General features: G+C 71.1%; 16 protein-coding genes, 3 tRNA genes and 2 pseudogenes. 8 read left to right on the forward strand and 13 right to left on the reverse strand.

What is annotated here, in order from left to right; genetic code table 11:
* Positions 1–134: 134 nt before the first annotated feature.
* The 5 genes from ACFCZF_RS32475 to ACFCZF_RS32495 all read right to left on the reverse strand — a co-directional run bounded on the left by ACFCZF_RS32475 (position 135) and on the right by ACFCZF_RS32495 (position 1,867).
* Positions 135–866, reverse strand: a complete 732-nt coding sequence (locus ACFCZF_RS32475; RefSeq protein WP_376674684.1) for a site-specific integrase — start codon at positions 864–866, stop codon at positions 135–137.
* A 237-nt stretch (positions 867–1,103) separates the two neighbouring features.
* Positions 1,104–1,361 carry a hypothetical protein gene (locus ACFCZF_RS32480; RefSeq protein ID WP_376674685.1) on the reverse strand — a complete coding sequence of 86 codons (258 nt, stop codon included), beginning with the start codon at positions 1,359–1,361 and terminating at the stop codon, positions 1,104–1,106.
* Between the two features lie 104 nt (positions 1,362–1,465).
* Positions 1,466–1,539: transfer RNA gene (locus ACFCZF_RS32485), tRNA-Ile, on the reverse strand.
* A 177-nt stretch (positions 1,540–1,716) separates the two neighbouring features.
* A tRNA-Asn gene (locus ACFCZF_RS32490) sits at positions 1,717–1,789 on the reverse strand.
* Positions 1,790–1,794: 5 nt separating this feature from the next.
* Positions 1,795–1,867: transfer RNA gene (locus ACFCZF_RS32495), tRNA-Asn, on the reverse strand.
* A 150-nt stretch (positions 1,868–2,017) separates the two neighbouring features.
* On the opposite strand from ACFCZF_RS32495, the gene ACFCZF_RS32500 reads away from it, so the two are divergent.
* From ACFCZF_RS32500 to ACFCZF_RS32515, 4 genes are all read left to right on the forward strand, one after another.
* Positions 2,018–2,323, forward strand: coding sequence for a YtxH domain-containing protein (locus ACFCZF_RS32500; RefSeq protein WP_121746894.1), 306 nt, complete (start codon positions 2,018–2,020; stop codon positions 2,321–2,323).
* A 73-nt stretch (positions 2,324–2,396) separates the two neighbouring features.
* Positions 2,397–3,851: an FGGY-family carbohydrate kinase gene (locus tag ACFCZF_RS32505; protein WP_375907320.1), complete on the forward strand. Its 1,455-nt coding sequence runs from the start codon at positions 2,397–2,399 to the stop codon at positions 3,849–3,851.
* 142 nt (positions 3,852–3,993) lie between these two features.
* Positions 3,994–5,727, forward strand: coding sequence for an ABC transporter ATP-binding protein (locus ACFCZF_RS32510; protein ID WP_376674686.1), 1,734 nt, complete (start codon positions 3,994–3,996; stop codon positions 5,725–5,727).
* Complete coding sequence (locus tag ACFCZF_RS32515; protein WP_375907314.1) at positions 5,727–7,655, forward strand: ABC transporter ATP-binding protein; 1,929 nt, start codon at positions 5,727–5,729, stop codon at positions 7,653–7,655. The genes ACFCZF_RS32510 and ACFCZF_RS32515 overlap by 1 nt, the downstream gene beginning before the upstream one ends.
* A gap of 30 nt (positions 7,656–7,685) precedes the next feature.
* Here the strand turns inward: ACFCZF_RS32515 and ACFCZF_RS32520 are convergent.
* The 5 genes and pseudogenes from ACFCZF_RS32520 to ACFCZF_RS32540 form a co-directional block, all read right to left on the reverse strand.
* Positions 7,686–9,019: pseudogene (locus ACFCZF_RS32520) on the reverse strand (RNA polymerase sigma factor).
* Between the two features lie 95 nt (positions 9,020–9,114).
* Entirely contained in the window at positions 9,115–11,046 is a 1,932-nt protein-coding gene (gene dnaG, locus ACFCZF_RS32525; RefSeq protein WP_376674687.1) for a DNA primase, read from the reverse strand.
* Positions 11,047–11,075: 29 nt separating this feature from the next.
* Positions 11,076–12,341: an NAD(P)/FAD-dependent oxidoreductase gene (locus ACFCZF_RS32530; RefSeq protein ID WP_376674688.1), complete on the reverse strand. Its 1,266-nt coding sequence runs from the start codon at positions 12,339–12,341 to the stop codon at positions 11,076–11,078.
* Between the two features lie 145 nt (positions 12,342–12,486).
* Positions 12,487–13,761: a deoxyguanosinetriphosphate triphosphohydrolase gene (locus tag ACFCZF_RS32535; protein ID WP_376674689.1), complete on the reverse strand. Its 1,275-nt coding sequence runs from the start codon at positions 13,759–13,761 to the stop codon at positions 12,487–12,489.
* A gap of 39 nt (positions 13,762–13,800) precedes the next feature.
* Positions 13,801–14,640, reverse strand: coding sequence for a sirohydrochlorin chelatase (locus ACFCZF_RS32540; protein ID WP_376674690.1), 840 nt, complete (start codon positions 14,638–14,640; stop codon positions 13,801–13,803).
* Positions 14,641–14,806: 166 nt separating this feature from the next.
* On the opposite strand from ACFCZF_RS32540, the gene ACFCZF_RS32545 reads away from it, so the two are divergent.
* The gene (locus ACFCZF_RS32545; RefSeq protein WP_376674691.1) at positions 14,807–15,499 is read left to right on the forward strand and encodes a vancomycin high temperature exclusion protein; all 693 of its coding nucleotides are present in this window, start codon (positions 14,807–14,809) and stop codon (positions 15,497–15,499) included.
* Between the two features lie 103 nt (positions 15,500–15,602).
* A complete protein-coding gene (locus ACFCZF_RS32550) occupies positions 15,603–17,843 on the forward strand; it encodes a molybdopterin oxidoreductase family protein (protein WP_376674692.1) in 2,241 nt (746 codons plus the stop codon).
* Positions 17,844–17,870: 27 nt separating this feature from the next.
* Here ACFCZF_RS32550 and ACFCZF_RS32555 read toward each other — a convergent pair whose 3' ends face one another.
* The 3 genes and pseudogenes from ACFCZF_RS32555 to ACFCZF_RS32565 all read right to left on the reverse strand — a co-directional run.
* Entirely contained in the window at positions 17,871–18,113 is a 243-nt protein-coding gene (locus tag ACFCZF_RS32555; protein ID WP_376674693.1) for a hypothetical protein, read from the reverse strand.
* Entirely contained in the window at positions 18,110–18,358 is a 249-nt protein-coding gene (locus ACFCZF_RS32560; protein WP_376674723.1) for a hypothetical protein, read from the reverse strand. The genes ACFCZF_RS32555 and ACFCZF_RS32560 overlap by 4 nt, the downstream gene beginning before the upstream one ends.
* Positions 18,359–18,487: 129 nt before the next feature.
* Positions 18,488–18,823, reverse strand: a pseudogene (locus ACFCZF_RS32565) (ATP-binding protein); the annotation flags it as partial.
* Positions 18,824–19,023: 200 nt separating this feature from the next.
* On the opposite strand from ACFCZF_RS32565, the gene ACFCZF_RS32570 reads away from it, so the two are divergent.
* Positions 19,024–19,911: a helix-turn-helix domain-containing protein gene (locus tag ACFCZF_RS32570; RefSeq protein ID WP_376674694.1), complete on the forward strand. Its 888-nt coding sequence runs from the start codon at positions 19,024–19,026 to the stop codon at positions 19,909–19,911.
* A gap of 3 nt (positions 19,912–19,914) precedes the next feature.
* Positions 19,915–20,100 (forward strand): DUF397 domain-containing protein, encoded by a 186-nt coding sequence (locus ACFCZF_RS32575; protein WP_376674695.1) that lies wholly within the window; start codon positions 19,915–19,917, stop codon positions 20,098–20,100.
* The last annotated feature ends 57 nt before the right edge of the window (positions 20,101–20,157 follow it).

The following is a 20,157-nucleotide window of genomic DNA, read 5'->3' on the forward strand; positions in this document are numbered from 1 at the left end:
AGCGGGGCATTACGGTGGGACACGAGGGCCTCCTGGCGGTCGGCGGTAGATGTCGCAATCCACACCGAACCCAGAAGGCCCTCACCTGTTCAAGCACCCAGCACGCGTGTCACCAACGTCCCGGGACAGCACACCTAGGTCATGGCATCCGGAATCATGGCGCTCATTGCCCACTCGACAGCGGCCACGACTTCATCGTCCGAGGCCTCCAGCAGGTGCCCATACCGGTCGACGGTCGTGGTGATCGACTCGTGGCCGAGGCGGGCCTGAATCACGGGCAGAGGAACCTTGCCGGCGATGAGCCAGGAGGCGTGGGTGTGGCGAAGGTCGTGGATCCGTGGACGCTTGGTGAGACCGGCCGTGTTGGCCGCGTCCAGGGCGGGCTTCCAGCGGTGTGCGTAGAACACGCCAGAGTGCCAGGCCCCGCCCGCAGGTGCGGTGAAGACCAGGTCGGTTGGCTGCTTTCCCAGACAGCGGCGTTGGAACAACTGCACCTGCTCCAAGGTGAGCACGAGAGTCCGTCGCGACTTTTTCGTCTTGGGGGCGCCGAGGAATGTCCCTCCCTCCCCGCGTCGCTTCCACGCGCGCTGCACACGGAGCGTCGGCCGCTTCGATGCGAAGGTGAAGTCTCGGGGCTGCAGCGCCGTCACTTCACCCCACCGGAGGCCGGTACTCACCAGCGCATCGACGATGTCGACAGCGTCGGCACGCACGTGCCTCTTGAGGAGGGCGTACTCCTCGGGTTCGAGGAAGACCTCGTCATCTTCGGTGTCGTTCCCCTTGGGCAAGCGGGTGTGGGCGCACGGATTCGAGTCCCGCAGGGCAGGGTCGGCGCTCACAGCGGACTGGAAGATGCTGTACAGCAAGCCGTGAAGATTGGCGATCGTCTTCGGCGCGTACGCCCGGCGCTTCGTGCCCGCAGGGTGCAGGGGGCCAGGCCTCCCGTGCTGAAGGTCCAGAATCCACAGACTGATGTGATCTCGGGTGAGCCTGCTCCCCCGGTCCGAGACTGACAGCTCGCCGAACCACGGGATCATGTGGTTATCGATGAATCTGGAGTAGTTAGTTCTGGTGTGCTCGGATATGTCCGTCAGTAGCCCCACTTAGGCGTGCGCGTAGACAGAGAACTTCTCCGAGTCCGGCATCTCAGGCTCGCCCGGCTTGACGAAACCCTCGCCCTTGACCCACTCCGGCGGCCATTGCTGTCCGTGACCATTCACCAGGTCGCGGAAACGTTTCGCCGCCCCTTCGTCGTCGAATGTCTCGCGCTGGGTCTGCCCCGTTCGGGAGCCACCAGTCCGCCACATCACGGTGTAGGAGGGGTCGCCGCTCAGGCGTTCATTGGTCCGGACGTAAGCCATATGAAGGAGCCTACGGCGAGTCGGTGCAGCGTTCGTGCAGCGAACGGCGGGACCAGACTAGCCTCGCAACGGCGTTTCCACAGGTCAGGACGATTCTGCTGGAGTGGGGCGGGTGGGACTCGAACCCACGGCCGGCGGATTATGAGTCCGCTGCTCTAACCGGCTGAGCTACCGCCCCATAGCGGCGTGTCGCGTACAAGTGTGCGCGCCGTCTGCCGCAGCATAGCCGCTCATACGATCTCCTGCCTCGGGTGGTCGGCTACCGCGACGCCTTCATGACCTTGAGGACTCCGCAGCGTGCCGCGCGGTTCCCGGACATGAAAAAGGACCCCCTGCGGGGTCCTCGTTCACCTTGCTCCCCCGACTGGACTCGAACCAGTAACCTGCCGGTTAACAGCCGGCTGCTCTGCCAATTGAGCTACGGAGGACCGAGCTCCTCGGACTGGACTCGAACCAGTAACCTGCCGGTTAACAGCCGGCTGCTCTGCCAATTGAGCTACCGAGGAAGGTCTCGTATCGCATCGAACGCACCTACCTGGGTATCCGCCAGGGGGCGCGCGCTCGCTGCGACACATACATTAGCGCAAGCAGGGGGGTGCTCCGCCAATCGGTACTCCCCGGCACCGGGGATCAAGGGCAAGGGAAGGGTGGCCGCCATGCGTTACCGGCTCACGTTCGTCGTCGGACTCGCGGTGGGATACGTGCTGGGCACCAAGGCCGGTCGGGAGCGGTACGAGCAGTTGCGGAAGTCCGCCCGTCAGGTCGCGCAGAACCCCGCCGTACGCAACACCGCCGAGTCGGCGGCCCAGCAGGGCAGGCACTTCGCCGACAAGGCGTACACCGCGGTGAGCGACAAGGTCGGGGACCGGATGCCCGACTCGGTGGCCCAGCGGGTCCGCTCTCTGCGCGAACGCAACACGAACGGCAGCGGCGCGGACGACTGGGGCACGAGCAACACCTGAGACGGGTGTCTCCACCGGGTCTCGTGCCCCCACCGGGTACGGATACCGCTCACGGTGCGGCAGAATTTCGGGTATGGGGATAGTCGCCGGGTTGGACAGTTCGCCCGATTTCACTCGTATCGTCGTCTGTGATTCGGACACGGGTGCCGTGCTGCGGCAGGGCTACGCGCCGCATCCGGTGGAGAGCCCCGAAGGCGGGGGCCGTCCCGCGGACGTCGATCCGCAGGCCTGGCTGCTGTCCCTCGGGGAGGCCGCCGGCGGCGGACTGCTGGAGGGCGTGCAGGCCATCGGCGTGTCCGCGCAGGCGAACTCGGTCGTGCCGCTGGACTCGCAGGGCAACACCGTGCGCCCGGCCATGGTGGGCGGCGACAAGCGCTCCCAGGTGGCCGCTGCCGACCTGATCGACGCGTTCGGCGGCCGTGAGGCGTGGGCGCATGCCGTGGGCTCGGTGCCGCAGGCCGCACAGCCGGTGACCAAGCTGCGCTGGCTGGCCCGGACCGAACCCGAGGCCGCCGCACGGACCGCCGTGCTGCTTCAGGCCCACGACTGGCTGGTGTGGCAGCTGCTCGGGCGGCCGGTCCGCAGGACCACCGACCGGGGCGGGGCGTCCGGTACCGGTTACTGGTCGGCGGCGAGCAGCGGCTACCGGCCCGATCTGGTCGAGCTGGCGCTCGGGCACCAGGTGATGCTGCCGGAGGTGATCGGCCCGGCCGACGCGGCCGGTACGACGCCGGAGGGCCTGCTGATCTCCGCCGGGACCGGCGAGACGCAGGCCGCCGCCTTCGGGCTGGGGATCGGGCTGGGCGACGCGGTGGTGTCGCTGGGCGCCTCCGGGTCCGTCATGGCCGTGCACACCGAGCCGCTCGTCGACCAGTCCGGCATGATCACCGCCCTGGCGGACGCCACCGGCATGCACCTGCCGGTCGTCACCACCCTGAACGCCGTACGGACTTTGCGGGGCGCTGCCGAGCTGCTCGGCGCGGGGGACCTGGAGAGCCTGTCCGAGCTGGCGATGAAGTCGACGCCGGGCTCGCACGGGCTGGTGCTGCTGCCCTACCTGGAGGGCGAGCGCACGCCGAACCTGCCGCACACCGCCGGCACCCTCGTCGGCCTGCGGCGCGAGTCGATGAAGCCGGAGCATCTGGCGCGGGCCGCGTTCGAGGGCATGCTGTGCGGTCTCGCCGACGCGCTGGACGTGCTGCGCGGCCGGGGCGTGGAGGTGCGGCGGGTCTTCCTGCTGGGCGCGGCGGCCGAGCTGCCGGCCGTACAGGCGGCGGCGCCCGCGCTGTTCGGGACGCAGGTCGTCGTGCCGCAGCCGGCGGACTACGCTGCGATCGGCTCCGCCCGGCAGGCGGCCTGGGCGCTGGGCGTGTCCCAGGGCACTCTGGACCCGCGCACTCCCCCCGTCTGGCAGGGCGCGGTCGCGCAGGTGCTGGAGCCGGGCGAGGAACTGGCGGTGGGGCAGGCGGTGCGCCAGCAGTTCGTGTCGGTGCGGGAGCAGACGCACCCGGGCGCGCTGCGCACGTGAGGAGCGGCCCCCGCGCCGCCCGTAAGGCCGGAAGTGGCGCGCTGTTGGGTTAATCAGTTGAGGTAACGCGGGTGGAGTGTCGGACGATAGGGGCCAGGGGCAACCAATCGCGGCCCCTGTCGCCGACTCCGAGAGACCCAGTGTGCTCATACGACTCCTGCGGGCCTACCTCAGGCCGTACCAGAAATCCATCGCCCTGCTGGTGGCGCTGCAGTTCCTGCAGACCTGCGCCTCCCTCTACCTGCCCACGCTGAACGCGGACATCATCGACAACGGTGTCGTGAAGGGTGACTCCGGCTACATCCTGAGCTACGGCGCCCTGATGATCGGCATCTCGCTGGCCCAGGTGGTGTGCAACATCGGTGCCGTCTACTACGGCGCGCGCACGGCGGCCGCGCTCGGCCGGGACCTGCGCGGCGCGGTCTTCGACCGGGTGCAGTCCTTCTCGGCGCGCGAGGTCGGCGACTTCGGCGCTCCCTCGCTGATCACCCGGACGACGAACGACGTGCAGCAGGTCCAGATGCTGGCCCTGATGACGTTCACGCTGATGGTGTCGGCGCCCATCATGTGCGTCGGCGGCATCGTGATGGCGCTCGGCCTGGACGTGCCGCTGTCCGGGGTGCTCGTCGCGGTGGTGCCGGTGCTGGCGATCTGCGTCACGCTGATCGTGCGGCGGCTGCGCCCGCTCTTCCGGGCCATGCAGGAGCGGCTGGACACGGTGAACCGGGTGCTGCGCGAGCAGATCACCGGCAACCGCGTCATCCGCGCCTTCGTGCGGGACGAGTACGAGCAGCAGCGCTTCCGCAAGGCCAACACCGACCTCACGGAGGTGGCGCTGGGCACCGGCAACCTGCTCGCGCTGATGTTCCCGGTGGTCATGACGGTGGTGAACGTGTCGTCGGTCGCGGTGGTGTGGTTCGGCGCCCACCGGATCGAGAGCGGGGGGATGCAGATCGGTGATCTGACCGCGTTCCTCGCCTACCTCATGCAGATCGTCATGTCCGTGATGATGGCCACCTTCATGTTCATGATGGTGCCGCGCGCGGAGGTGTGCGCCGAGCGCATCCAGGAGGTCCTCGGGACCGAGAGCAGTGTGGTGCCGCCGGTGGCGCCGGTCACCGAGCTGCGCCGGCACGGGCATCTGGAGGTCCGGGGGGCCGGTTTCCGCTACCCCGGTGCCGAGGAGCCGGTGCTCCGGCACATCGACCTGGTGGCCAGGCCGGGCGAGACGACCGCCGTCATCGGCTCCACCGGCAGCGGCAAGTCCACGCTGCTCGGGCTGGTCCCCCGGCTGTTCGACGCCACCGACGGCGAGGTGCTGGTCGACGGGGTGGACGTACAGGCCGTCGATCCGAAGGTACTGGCCCAGATCGTGGGGCTGGTACCGCAGAAGCCGTATCTCTTCGCGGGCACCGTCGCCACCAACCTGCGCTACGGCAATCCGGACGCCACCGACGAGGAGCTGTGGCACGCGCTGGGGGTGGCGCAGGCCAGGGAGTTCGTGGAGCGGCTGGACGGCGGGCTCGACGCGCCGATCTCGCAGGGCGGCACGAACGTGTCGGGTGGCCAGCGGCAACGTCTCGCCATCGCCCGGACGCTGGTCCAGCGCCCGGAGATCTACCTGTTCGACGACTCCTTCTCCGCCCTCGACTACGCCACCGACGCCGCGCTCCGTGCCGAGCTGGGCCGGGAGACGGCCGAGGCGACCGTGGTGATCGTGGCGCAGCGGGTGGCGACCATCCGGGACGCGGACCGGATCATCGTGCTGGACGAGGGGCGGGTGGTCGGCGAGGGTCGGCACCACGAGCTGATGGCGGACAACGAGACCTACCGGGAGATCGTGCTCTCCCAGCTGACGGAAGCGGAGGCTGCCTGATGGCCGGGCCTGCGGGTCGCATGATGGCCGGGGGCGGCCCCGACCAGCGTTCGATGGACTTCAAGGGGTCGGGCAAGCGGCTCGTCGCCCGGTTCCGGCCGGAGCGGGTGGTCCTGTGCACGCTGCTGGCGTGCCTGGTCGTCAGCGTCGGCCTCAGCGTGATCGGGCCGAAGATCCTCGGCCGGGCCACCGACCTGGTCTTCGCGGGCATCGTCGGGCGGGACATGCCGTCCGGGGCCACGAAGGAGCAGGTCCTGGACTCCATGCGCGAGCGCGGCGACGGCAACGTCGCCGACATGCTCCGCAGCACGGACTTCACCCCGGGCCAGGGCATCGACTTCGGTGCCGTGGGTGAGGTGCTGCTGCTCGCGCTGGCGGTGTTCGCCGTCGCCGGGTTGCTGATGGCGGTGGCCACGCGGCTGGTGAACCGCGCGGTCAACCGGACCATGTTCCGGATGCGGGAGGACGTGCAGACGAAGCTGTCGCGGCTGCCGCTGTCGTACTTCGACAAGCGGCAGCGCGGCGAGGTGCTGAGCCGGGCGACGAACGACATCGACAACATCCAGCAAACGCTCCAGCAGTCGATGGGCCAGCTGATCAACTCGCTGCTGACCATCATCGGCGTGCTGGCGATGATGTTCTACGTCTCCTGGATCCTGGCGCTGGTCGCGCTGGTGACCGTGCCGCTGTCGTACGTGGTGGCCACGCGCGTGGGCAAGCGGTCGCAGCCGCAGTTCGTGCAGCAGTGGCGCTCGACGGGGCGGCTGAACGCGCACATCGAGGAGATGTACACCGGTCACACCCTCGTGAAGGTGTTCGGACGCCAGGAGGAGTCGGCGAAGCAGTTCGCCGAGGAGAACGACGCGCTGTACGAGGCCGGGTTCAAGGCGCAGTTCAACAGCGGGATCATGCAGCCGCTGATGATGTTCGTGTCCAACCTGAACTACGTGCTGGTCGCGGTGGTGGGCGGCCTGCGGGTGGCCTCGGGCTCCCTGTCCATCGGTGACGTGCAGGCGTTCATCCAGTACTCCCGGCAGTTCTCGATGCCGCTGACGCAGGTCGCGTCGATGGCGAACCTGGTGCAGTCGGGCGTCGCGTCGGCGGAGCGGATCTTCGAGCTGCTGGACGCCGAGGAGCAGTCGGCGGACCCGATCCCGGGCGCCCGGCCCGAGGACCTGCGCGGGCGGGTGGAGCTGGAGCACGTCTCCTTCCGGTACGACCCGGAGAAGCCGCTGATCGAGGACCTGTCGCTGAGGGTGGAGCCGGGCCACACGGTCGCCATCGTCGGACCGACGGGGGCCGGGAAGACGACCCTCGTCAATCTGCTGATGCGGTTCTACGAGGTCTCCGGCGGGCGGATCGCCCTGGACGGCGTGGACATCGCGAAGATGTCCCGGGACGAGCTGCGGGCCGGCATCGGCATGGTGCTCCAGGACACCTGGCTGTTCGGCGGCACCATCGCGGAGAACATCGCGTACGGGGCGTCGCGGAAGGTCACCCGCGGGGAGATCGAGGAGGCGGCGCGGGCCGCGCACGCCGACCGGTTCGTGCGGACGCTGCCCGACGGCTACGACACCGTGATCGACGACGAGGGCACGGGGGTGAGCGCCGGCGAGAAGCAGCTCATCACCATCGCGCGGGCGTTCCTGTCCGACCCGGTGATCCTGGTCCTCGACGAGGCCACGTCGTCCGTGGACACCCGTACCGAGGTGCTCATCCAGAAGGCGATGGCCAAGCTGGCGCACGGGCGGACGTCGTTCGTGATCGCGCACCGGCTGTCGACGATCCGGGACGCGGACACGATCCTCGTGATGGAGAACGGGTCCATCGTCGAGCAGGGCGCGCACGCCGAACTGCTCGCGGCCGACGGGGCCTACGCGCGGCTGTACCAGGCTCAGTTCGCGCAGGCCGTTGCGGAGGTGGAGTAGGGGAGTCGGCCGGAGGTGGAGTAGAGGGTCTCAGTCCAGGTAGCCCCTCAGCTGGTCCGCGAACGCGTGGTCGCGGAGCTTGTTGAGGGTCTTGGACTCGATCTGGCGGATCCGCTCGCGGGTCACGCCGAAGATCCGGCCTATCTCCTCCAGCGTGCGGGGGCGGCCGTCGACCAGGCCGTAGCGGAGCTGGACGACCTTCCGCTCGCGTTCGCCGAGGGTGGAGAGCACCGCCTCCAGGTGCTCGCGCAGCAGCAGGAACGCGGCCGACTCGACGGGGCTGGTGGCGTCGCCGTCCTCTATCAGGTCGCCGAGGGCGACGTCGTCCTCCTCGCCGACCGGGGCGTGCAGGGAGACCGGCTCCTGGGCGAGACGCAGCACCTCGCCGACCCGCTCGGGGGCCAGCTCCAGGTGGGCGGCGACCTCCTGCGGGGTCGGCTCGTAGCCGCGTTCCTGGAGCATGCGGCGCTGGACGCGGACGACCCGGTTGATCAGCTCGACGACGTGGACGGGGACGCGGATGGTGCGTGCCTGGTCGGCCAGCGCCCGGGACATGGCCTGGCGGATCCACCAGGTGGCGTAGGTGGAGAACTTGTAGCCGCGGGCGTAGTCGAACTTCTCCACGGCCCGGATCAGGCCCAGGTTCCCCTCCTGGACCAAGTCGAGCATGGTCAGCCCGCGCCCGACGTACCGCTTCGCCACCGACACCACGAGCCGCAGGTTCGCCTCGATCAGGCGCCGCTTGGCCACGCGGCCCATGACGACGAGCCGGTCGAGGTCCAGGGCGAGCCGGCTGTCCAGGTCGACGGCGAGCCGCAGCCTCTCCTCGGCGAACAGCCCGGCCTCCACCCGCCGGGCGAGGTCGACCTCCTCGGCCGCGGTGAGCAGCGGAATCCGGCCGATCTCCCGCAGGTACTGCCGGAACAGGTCGGAGGAGGGCCCGCCGGTCTCCGTGCGGGTCGGCGGCGGCGGTTCGGGGGCGTCGGCGGAGGCGCCGGGGCGCTCGGCCCCTTCGAGGGCGTCCGCCGCGGGCGGCTCCTCCGGCCGGTTCCCGGGGGTCTCGGGGTTCTCGGGGTTCTCGGGGTTCTCGGGGTGGTGCACGGCGCGGTGCTGCGGGGGCACCGCGCCGAGGACGCCGCTCTCCGCGTCCGGCTCCGCGCCGTCGGTACTGGTGTCGGTCTGGGTGAGGGTCTGGGTCTGCACGGGGGCGACCTCCAGGATGGACGCGGCCGACGGGGGCCGGCGGCGGTACTTCGGGGGCGGAGCCGGCTCGTTCGCCGCTGTCCGCCCCGTACGCGTGAGCGGAACCGCGGGAATCAGCGACCCGCCGGGACGGATCGGCCGCGCTCCGAGGACTCGGGCACCGCCCCCAGTGTGGGGTACGACACATCGCCGCCACGAGGGGCGTGCGGTGACTTTTTGCGCCCGGGGGTGACCGCGCGGTTACCCGCGGTGGGACTCAGAGGGCGGCGGCGCCCTGTACGCGCAGGGTCTGGTCGTACTGCTGGAGGACCCACAGCTCGTTCTGTACGGCGGCCAGTTCGGCGGGGTCGCCGTGGCCGGTGAGGCGGGTGAGGCGGCCGGTGATGTCGCGGATGCGGCGCTCGACGGCCCGGCGGCGGACGGTGACCAGCTGGGCGCCCGCGTAGACCTCGTCGACGTCCTTCACGCCGCGGTGCAGCATGATCGCCTCGACCGCGAGTTCGGTGACCATGGCGCGGACGGCGTCGTCGGGGGCGGCCTCGCGGACGCGGACCAGGTAGTCCTGCGGGTCCTGGACGCCGAACTCGGCGCCGCCGGCCTCCATGATCGCCTCGCGTACGGCGGCGTAGGGCGGGGCGGTGAACTCGTCGACGCCGTACGCGTCGAAGGCCGGGGAGACCAGCTCGGGGCGCTGGAGGGCGAGCTTGAGCAGCTCGCGTTCGGTGGCGAAGACGGGGTTGCGGAGGTTGAGCGCCGGGCCGCCGCGGAGGCCCGGACCGGCGGGGGCGGCGTACTGCTGCGGGGTGCCGCTGCCGCGCTGCTGCCGGTCGGGGGCGGGGCCCTTGCCGCCGCGGTCGCGGGACCAGCGGGCCAGCTGGGCGATCCGCTTGACCACGAACTGGGTGTCGAGGATGCCGAGCATGCCGGCGAGCTGCACGGCGACCTCGTGCTGGGCGCCGCTGTTCTTGATGCGGGCGACGACCGGGGCGGCCTCGTCCAGCGCCGACGCGCGACCGGCCGGGGTGTCCAGGTCGTAGCGGCTCACGATCTGGCGGAGCGCGAACTCGAAGAGCGGGGTACGCGGCTCGACCAGGTCGGCGACCGCGTCGTCGCCCTTGGCCAGGCGCAGGTCGCAGGGGTCCATGCCGTCGGGGGCGATGGCGATGTACGTCTCGGCGGCGAACTTCTGGTCGTCCTCGAAGGCGCGCAGGGCCGCCTTCTGGCCGGCCGCGTCGCCGTCGAAGGTGAAGATGACGCGGGCCGAGCCGTTGTCCATCAGGAGGCGGCGGAGGATCTTGATGTGGTCGCCGCCGAACGCCGTGCCGCAGGTCGCGATGGCGGTGGTGACGCCGGCGAGGTGGCACGCCATGACGTCCGTGTAGCCCTCGACGACCACGGCGCGGGACGCCTTCGCGATGTCCTTCTTGGCGAGGTCGATGCCGTAGAGGACCTGGGACTTCCGGTAGATCGCCGTGTCCGGGGTGTTCAGGTACTTCGGGCCGTTGTCCGCCTCGTAGAGCTTGCGGGCGCCGAAGCCGACGACGTCGCCGCCGATGTCGCGGATGGGCCACATCAGCCGGCCGCGGAAGCGGTCGATGGGGCCGCGGCGGCCCTCCTGGGAGAGGCCGGAGAGGACCAGCTCCTTGTCGCTGAAGCCCTTGCCGCGCAGGAACCGGGTGAGGTGGTCCCAGCCCTGGGGGCTGTAGCCGACGGAGAAGTGCTGGGCGGCGGCCTGGTCGAAGCCGCGGTCGGCGAGGAAGGCGCGGCCGGTGTCGGCCTCGGGGCCGGTCGCCAGCTGCTCCGCGTACCACTGGGCGGCGATCTTGTGGGCCTCGACCAGGCGGATGCGTTCGCCGCGCTGGTGGGTGGGGTTGTACCCGCCCTCCTCGTAGCGCAGGGTGATGCCGGCCTGGCCGGCCAGGCGCTCGACCGCCTCGGAGAAGGTGAGGTGGTCGATCTTCATCACGAACGTGATGGTGTCGCCGCCCTCCTGGCAGCCGAAGCAGTGGAAGAACCCCTTGCTCGGACTGACCTGGAAGGACGGGGACTTCTCGTCGTGGAAGGGACAGAGGCCCTTCAGGTTGCCGCCGCCCGCGTTGCGCAGCTGGAGGTACTCGGACACCACGGCGTCGATCGGGACCGCGTCCCGTACCGCCTTCACGTCCTCGTCGTTGATCCGTCCAGCCACGCGTGAAGTCTACGGCGACGGACTGACAGCTATGCGACGAGGCTTTCGAGGGGTACGTGCGGGTTGGCCAGTGCCTCCGTGTCCACCTGGGCCTTCGAGCGGATCAGCTGCTGGATCGGCTCCGTGACGTCCCACACGTTCACGTTCATCCCGGCCAGTACGACGCCCTCCTTCACCCAGAAGGCGATGAACTCGCGCTTCGCCGCGTCCCCGCGGATCACCACCTGGTCGTACGATCCCGCGGGCGCCCAGCCGGAGTACTCCATGCCCAGGTCGTACTGGTCGGTGAAGAAGTAGGGCACGCGGTCGTGGGCGAGGCCCCTGCCGAGCATCGCGCGGGCGGCCGCCGGGCCGCCGTTCAGGGCGTTGGCCCAGTGCTCCACGCGCAGGCTGGTGTCGAAGAGGGCGTGGTGGAAGGAGGCCACGTCACCGGCCGCGTGAATGTCGGGGTCACAGGTGCGCAGGTTCGCGTCGACGACGATGCCGCCGCCGTGGGCGCGGTCGGCGATCTCCAGGCCCGCGGCCTGGGCCAGCGCGGTGCGCGGGGCGGCGCCGACCGCGGCGAGCACGTCGTGCGCGGGGTGCTCCTCGCCGTCGTCGGTGCGGGCGGCCAGCACCATGCCGTCCTGGCCGATGATCTCGGTCAGCTTCACGCCGAACCGGAAGCGGACGCCGTGCGCCTCGTGCAGCTCGGCGAAGACGGCGCCCAGCTCGGGGCCGAGGACGCCGTGCAGCGGGGTCGGTCCCGGCTCGACGACGGTGACCTCCGCCCCGTACTCGCGGGCCGCCGCCGCGACCTCCAGGCCGATCCAGCCGGCGCCGGCGATCACGAGGTGGCCGTTGTCCCGGCCGAGGGAGGCGAGGACGCCCTTGAGGCGTTCGGCGTGGGCGAGGCGGCGCAGGTGGTGGACGCCGGCGAGGCCGGTGCCGGGGACGTCGAGGCGGCGGGGCTCGGCGCCGGTGGCGATGAGCAGCTTGTCGTACCTGACGTGGGTGCCGTCGTCGCCGTAGTGGACGGTCTTGGCGGTGCGGTCGATCGCGACGACGGTCTGGCCGAGGTGCAGCTCGATGTCGTGCCGCGCGTACCAGGCGGGCTCGTGCACGAAGACGCTGTCGCGTTCCTCCTTGCCGAGGAGGTAGCCCTTGGACAGCGGCGGGCGCTCGTAGGGGTGGTCGCGCTCGTCGCAGATGAGGATCACCCGGCCGGTGAAACCCTCCGTGCGGAGTGTCTCGGCCGCCTTCGCGCCCGCCAGGCCGCCTCCGACGATGACGAATGTCTGATCCGCGTCGACCACTTGTTTGCCTCCTCGTCAGGGTGCCGCCACATGCGAGCGTCCCGCACGTGGCGTGGTGCGGGAAGAGGGAGTGACCCGATCAGGCCACGGAGGGCCGTGTTTCGGGGGCCTGAGTGCCTGTCGGGTCACACCTGTCCCGTCAGTCTCATGGATGCCCCGTCAGGCGGGCGTGAAGCGAGCGGGCCGAGGCGTCGGTGAGGGAGGCGATCTGGTCGACGATCACCCGTTTGCGGGCGCGGTCGTCGGCGGCCAGGTCGAACAGGGCGCGGAACTGGGGGTCCAGGCCGTCGGGGGCGCGGGCGGTGAGCGCCTCGGCCAGTTCGGCGACGACGACGCGCTGGTCGGCGCGGAGCCGCTCCTGCTCGGTGCGCTGCATGACGTAGCGCACGGCGACCGCCTTGAGGACGGCGCACTCCATGCGGGTCTCCCGGGGGACGACCAGTTCCGCCGTGTACCGGGTGAGCCGGCCGGCGCCGTACGCGGCCCGGGTGGCGGTCTCGGCGGCGAGGCAGAAGCGGCCGATGAGCTGGCTGGTGGCGTCCTTGAGGCGGGCCTGGGCGACGGCCGAGCCGTCGTAGCCGTGCGGCCACCAGTCCTGGGCGAGGAGCCGGTCGAGGGCGGCGGCGAGTTCGGCGTGGTCGGTGCCGACGGGGACGTAGCGGCCGACGGCGACCTCGAAGACCGCCTCGCGCTCGGGGTCGGCGAGCAGGCAGTTCGGGTCGATGTGACCGGCGTGCAGGCCGTCCTCCACGTCGTGCACGGAGTACGCCACGTCGTCGGCCCAGTCCATGACCTGGGCCTCGAAGCAGATGCGGGCGCCGGGGGCGTCCTTGCGGAGCCACTCGAAGACGGGCCGGTCGTCGTCGTACACGCCGAACTTGGGCGAGGCGGGGTCGGTGGGGTGGGCGCCTCGGGGCCAGGGGTACTTGGTGGCGGCGTCGAGGGTGGCGCGGGTGAGGTTGAGGCCGACGGAGCCGTCCTCGGTGAACCGCTTGGGCTCGATGCGAGTGAGGAGGCGGAGGGACTGGGCGTTGCCCTCGAAGCCTCCGCAGTCCTCGGCGAAGGCGTTGAGCGCCTGTTCGCCGTTGTGGCCGAAGGGCGGGTGGCCCAGGTCGTGGGAGAGGCAGGCGGCCTCTACGAGGTCCGGGTCGCAGCCGAGGGCGGCGCCCAGTTCGCGGCCGACCTGGGCGCATTCCAGGGAGTGCGTGAGGCGGGTGCGGGGGCTGGCGTCCCAGAGGGGGCTGCCCTCCCCCGGCGTGACGACCTGGGTCTTGCCGGCGAGGCGGCGCAGGGCCGAGGAGTGCAGGATGCGGGCGCGGTCGCGTTGGAAGGCGGTGCGGCCGGGGCGTTTGTCCGGTTCGGGGGCGTAGCGGGCGACTGACGTCGGGTCGTAGGGGGGTGGGGTGCTTGTGCCTTCCATGCCATGAACATTATGCGGAAGGTGTGACAGTTGGGTCGCCTATGCGTGTGCCGAGTGGGGTTGTCGGGCGAGTGCGGGTCCGGTTGTGGCTGGTCGCGCAGTTCCCCGCGCCCCTTTAGGTGCGTTGGTCTCGCCGTCGGCCGCCCATGCCTGGTCGTAGCGGTGCAGTAGCAGCCGCGCCATCGCCGGGTGGGTGCCCAGGGGGGGCGACGCGATCCACGGGGCCGCTGTCGCGCACTCCGTCGCGAAGCGGCCCGGGGCCGTGAAGTACGAGGCGATGGCGACGTTGCGGTAGCCCCGGGCCTCCAGCGCGCGTACCGCCTCCGGGACCGTCGGAGCCGCCGCCGAGGCGTACGCCGGGACCACCGGGGCGCCGAGGCGGGCAGAGAGGAGGGCGGCCGTGCGGGCCGTGTCGGTTCTGGAGTCCGGGTCGCGGGAGCCCGCGGAGGCGAGGACGACCGCGTGGTCCGGCCCCGCGTGGACGGGCCAGCCGGCCTCCACGAGGCGGTCGTGGAGGGCGTCCACGAGGAGGGGGTGCGGGCCGAGGGGGGCGGACACGCGGGTGTGGGCCGGGGATGCCGCCGCGATCTCGGGGATGTCCCGCTTGACGTGGTGGCCGCGGCTGAGGAGGAGGGGGACGAGGACGGCCGTCCCGTCGCCGAGGTCGGCGAGCGTGTCGGGGAGCAGGGGCTCGTTCAGCTCGATGTGCCCGAGGTGCACCGGCAGGCCGGGGCGCAGGGCGCGGACCCGGTCGAGGAGGACGCGTACGGTGCTCAGCGCGCGCGGGTCGCGGCTGCCGTGGGCGACGACGACCAGGGCGGGGGTGCCGCCGGGGGTCGCCGTGCCGGTGGTCCTGCCCATCAGTGTCGTCGCCGTCATGTGTCGAGGGTGGCGGCCGGACGTTGCCTCCCCGTTGCGTGGATGTCACGGGTGTTTTCCGGCGGTTCACGCGGCGCCGGGCGGTGCGTGTGAGCGGGCGGTGAACCGGGCGGCGCGCCCGGGCGTCCCTGGGATCAGGAGACGATCAGGGAGGGGGCCGACACCGATGCGCCGCTGGAGACCTCGCAGACCGCGTCTGCCGCGCACCCGCAAGGGGCGGCGGCGGCTGATCCGGGCGGTGATGGCCGGGTGCGTGCTGGGGCTGCTGCCGGCCACGTGGCTGCACGTGGTGACCGGCGACCGGCTGCGCACCACGGCCGACGTGCCCCGCACCGAGGTCGCCGTCGTCTTCGGCGCCGGGCTGTGGGAGGGCGAGCCGTCGCCGTACCTCGCGCACCGCCTGGACGCGGCGGCCGAGCTGTACCGCGCGGGCCGGATCGAGGTGGTCCTCGTCACCGGCGACAACAGCCGCGAGGAGTACGACGAGCCGGACGCCATGCGCGCCTACCTGGTCCGGCACGGGGTGCCCGACGGGCGGATCGTCAGCGACTACGCGGGGTTCGACACCTGGGACTCCTGCGTCCGCGCGAAGAAGGTCTTCGGGGTCGACCGGGCCGTGCTGATCAGCCAGGGCTTCCACATCCGGCGGGCGGTCGCGCTGTGCCAGGAGGCGGGGGTGGCCTCGTACGGCGTCGGGGTCGACGACGTGCACGACGCGACCTGGTACTACGGGGGCGCGCAGGAGATCCTCGCGGCGGGGAAGGCGGCGCTGGACGCGGTCTTCGAGCCGGATCCCACGTTCCTCGGGCCGAAGGAGCCGGGGGTGGCGCGAGCGCTTGACCTGGCCGGTGAGCGGTGACGCGCCCCTCACCGCGGCCGGCGGGCCCCGGGGAGGTCACCGTCCCGGCGGCGTAACAAACCGCCGCCCGGTCGCGTAACACGGGCGACGCACGCTGGACGGCATGCAGAACACCGGCATGCGGAACACCGCCACGCAGCACACCGCCACGCCCACGCACTGCCCGTACTGCGCCCTGCAGTGCGGGATGAATCTGACGCCCGCCGCCGACGGGACCGTCGAGGTGACCGAGCGCACGGACTTCCCGGTGAACCGGGGAGCGCTGTGCGGCAAGGGGCGTACCGCGCCGGCGGTGCTGTCGTCCCGGGTGCGGCTGACGTCCCCCCTGGTGCGGTCGGGCGACGGGGCGCTGGTGCCGGCCTCCTGGGAGGAGGCGCTGGGGCGGATCGCCGGGAACCTGGCGCGCACGCGGGCGGAGCACGGCGCGGACGCGCTGGGGGTGTTCGGCGGGGGCGGGCTGACCAACGAGAAGGCGTACACGCTGGGGAAGTTCGCCCGGGTGGTGCTGGGAACCTCGCAGATCGACTACAACGGGCGGTTCTGCATGTCGTCGGCCGCGGCGGCCGGTGTGAAGGCGTTCGGCCTCGACCGGGGGCTGCCGTTCCCGCTGGAGGACATTCCGAAGACCGGGTGCGTGATCCTCGTCGGGTCGAACCCGGCGGAGACGATGCCGCCGTCGCTGCGGTACTTCACCGAGCTGCGCGAGAACGGCGGCACGCTGATCGTCGTCGACCCGCGCCGCACGAAGACCGCCGAACAGGCCGACCTGCACCTGGCACCGAGGCCGGGCACCGACCTGGCCCTCGCGCTGGGCATGCTGCACCTGGTCGTCGCCGAGGGGCGGGTGGACGAGCGGTACGTCGAGGAGCGCACGGCCGGCTGGGAGGACGCGCGGGCGGCGGCGATGGGGCACTGGCCGGAGTACGTGGAGCGGATCACCGGGGTGTCCGTTCCCGAACTGCGGGAGGCGGTGCGGCTGTTCTGCGCGCCGGAGGCGGCGATGGTGCTCACCGCGCGCGGGCCCGAGCAGCAGTCCAAGGGCACGGACACGGTGGGCGCGTGGATCAACCTGTGCCTGGCGACCGGGCGGGCCGGGCGCCCCCTGTCGGGGTACGGCTGCCTGACCGGGCAGGGCAACGGGCAGGGCGGGCGCGAACACGGGCAGAAGGCCGACCAGTTGCCCGGCTACCGCAAGCTGACCGACCCGGCGGCGCGGCGGCACGTCGCCGAGGTGTGGGGCGTGGACCCGGACTCGCTGCCGGGGCCGGGGCGCAGCGCCTACGAGCTGCTGGACGCGCTGGGCACGGACATCAGGTCGCTGCTGCTGATGGGCTCCAACCCGGTGGTGTCGGCGCCCCGCGCGGCCCATGTCGAGCAGCGGCTGCGGTCGCTGGACTTCCTGGCCGTGTGCGACGTGGTGCTCTCCGAGACGGCGGCGCTGGCGGACGTAGTGCTGCCGGTGACGCAGTGGGCGGAGGAGACGGGGACCACGACCAGCCTGGAGGGGCGGGTGCTGCTGCGGCGGCGCGCGATCAGTCCGCCGGACGGGGTCCGCAGCGACCTGGAGGTTCTGCACGAACTGGCCGACCGGCTCGGCGTGGAGAAGGGCTTCCCGACCGAGCCCGAGGAGGTCTTCGAAGAGTTGCGCCGGGCGAGCGCGGGCGGTCCGGCGGACTACTCCGGGATCGACTACCGGCGGCTGGCGGAGGAGAAGGGGGTGTTCTGGCCGTGCCCGGCACCGAACGGGACGGACGGGACCGGAGGGACCGGCGGGACAGACGGGACGCACGAGGCCGCCGAGGCCGCCGAGGCCGCCGAGGCCGCCGAGGCCATCGATGCCACCGAGGCCGCCGTCCGGCATCCCGGCACCCCCCGTCTCTTCCTCGACCGCTTCGCCACCGACGACGGGCGGGCCAGGTTCGTGCCCGTCTCGCACCGTCCGAGCGCCGAGGAGCCGGACGACGAGTACCCGGTGCTGCTGACCACCGGGCGGGTCGTGGCGCAGTACCAGTCGGGCGCGCAGACCCGGCGGGTGGACGAACTGAACGCCGCCGCGCCCGGCCCCTTCGTGGAGTTGCACCCCCGGCTGGCGGCGCGGCTGGGGGCGGCCGAGGGTGATCCGGTGGCCGTCGTGTCGCGGCGCGGGCGGGCGGTGGCGCCGGCCCGCATCACTACCGGCATCCGGCCCGACACCGTGTTCATGCCGTTCCACTGGGCGGGCGAGGGCCGCGCCAACACCCTGACCAACCCGGCACTGGACCCGACGTCGCGGATGCCGGAGTTCAAGGTGTGCGCGGTGCGGGTGGAGGCGGTGGCGGTGGCGGTGGCGGTGACGGCACCGTAAGCGGGACGAGGCCGAGACAGCTGCCGGTCACCAGCCCGTGACAAGCCTGACGACGGTCACCGTCAGGACCGAGCCGGAAACGTAGTAGAGGACGATGGCGCCCAGGACGGTCGCTTCGCGCCGATCCCGCTCGCCGCGCACGGCCGTCGATCCGTAGCCGTAGGGATCCTGGCCGATCGTGCGCGCCATCGTCCTTCTGAAGGCTTCGGCGTCCGCCATCTTGGCCAACGCGTCGTCCACGAGAGGCGTGTAGGTGATGCGGTAGCTCAAGCGGCTCCCCGCCTCTGGTCCTCATCGGCCGCGAGCCGCTCCAGCAGGGCCTCGGACTGCGGGTCGGGCACGACCTCCAGCATCCAGTGCCGCATGATGCCCTGAATCTCGTCGACCCCGGCTTCGGTGACAGCCTGGTCGAACTCGTCACGCCGTTCCTCCGGGAGAGCGGCGCGGATGTCGGGGATGCTGTTGGGGACATCGACCTCGACGCCGTCGACGAAGGTCTTGAGCGGTTCGGCCATGGTCGTCCTCCTCGGAATCAGCTGTCCGCCTGACTCACCGTAGTCGGCAGCGGCCGCGGTACGGACTACATCGACCTCACACCACACGCGTTTGCCGACGGTCAGCACGGCCACGCCCCACCGGTCGGCGAGCTCCCGGACGATGCACAGTCCGCGTCCCGACATCTCACTGGCGGTCACGTCCCGCGGGCGGGGCAGCTGCTCGCCCTTCGGGTCGGAGACCGAGATGCGCAGATGGCGTGTGAACAGGCTGAGTTCGACACGGAAGAGACGGTCACGCAGGCACCCGTGCAGTACTGCGTTACCGCCCAACTCGGAGACCAGGAGGGCGACGTCCGGGGCGAGTTCGGCATGCCCCCACTCTGTGACGAGCCGGTGGGCACGCCGGCGGGCGAGGCTGACGCTTCTGGGCAAGGGGGTGTAGTCGAGGCGGTCGTGGTGGAGTGGCTTTTCGGGGGTGTCCATGTCGCTGACCTCCGGATGAGGTGGTGGAGACGCCGGCTGCGACCAACCGGCGCCGTTCTGTGTGTGCGTCACTCCGGACAGTAGTGACGAGCGGGAGCGGCGTTCAATATCTTCCCGATAGATATCCACCAATCGTGTTGCGGACAGCTCTCCCGTAGACCCAAACTGACCCCGCGCAATCCCGAAGGAAGGACCCCTTGGTGACAGCAAGTCAGCCTCGTCAGGGCAACAGCACGTCGAGTGTCCTGGGGCGCAGACTGGGAGCCGAGCTCCTCGCCCTACGCACGACAGCGGGCCTCACCCAGCCGCAGGCGGCCAAGGCACTCTCCGCCTCCACGGCGAAGATCGCCAAGCTGGAGGCCGGTTGGGTACCCGTCCGTGACCCGGACATCCGCGCACTGTGCGACACCTACGGGGTCAGTGATCCCGGCATGATCGGCGGACTGCTGGAACTTGCCAGGGTCGATCGCGAACGCCGTAAGGCCAAGGGCTGGTGGGACGACTACAGGATTCACGGAGTCATGCAGGAGTACGTCGCGCTGGAGAACGCGGCTACGGCGATCAAGGCATGGCAGCCGGCGTTCGTCCCCGGCCTCCTACAGACCGCCGACTACGGACGGGCGTTGAGGACCACCCCCATCTCCTCCACAGCAATGAAGAAGCAGCCCGACGAGGACTTCGTCATGGCTCGCGTAGCACGTCAGCAGCGCCTCCACAGCAGCACACCGCTCACCTTCCGCACAGTGATCTACGAGGCGGCACTACGCAACTTTCCCGGCGGGCCCGAAACGGCTCGCGGCCAGTTCGATCACCTGTGCCGGATGGCCCACCTGCCCAACATCACCGTCCGGATCTTCCCGTTCGACGCAGGCACGCACTTCGGCCTGAACGGGCCCTTCAACATCATCTCGTTCGCTGAACCGGGCGCCATGGACGTCGTGTACGTCGAAGCACCGTTCGCACAGAGGTGGGTGGAGGGTGGAGGTGAGGCCACGGCTTACGATGAACTGTTCGAGCAGATCGCCGAACGGTCCCTCGGCGAGCGGGAGTCCGTATCGCTCCTACACCGCCTCCGGAAGGAGCTCTGAGCCATGCGCGACCTCGTCTTCCGCAAGTCCAGTCACAGCGATCCCGAGGCGGAGTGCGTCGAGATAGCCACCAACGTGCCGGCCACTGTCGCGGTGCGCGATTCCAAGAACCCCGCCGGTCCCGTCCTCCGACTCCGGCCCACCGAGTGGGCGGCGTTTCAAACGGCGGTCCGCGAAGGCAGTGTGTAAGTCACAGCGCACTCCGCTCCGTCGCGGACCGGGGCTCGGATTGACGCGAGCCCCAAG

The sequence above is a fragment of the Streptomyces sp. NPDC056296 genome (genome assembly GCF_042268605.1).
Classification (GTDB): Bacteria; Actinomycetota; Actinomycetes; order Streptomycetales; family Streptomycetaceae; genus Streptomyces.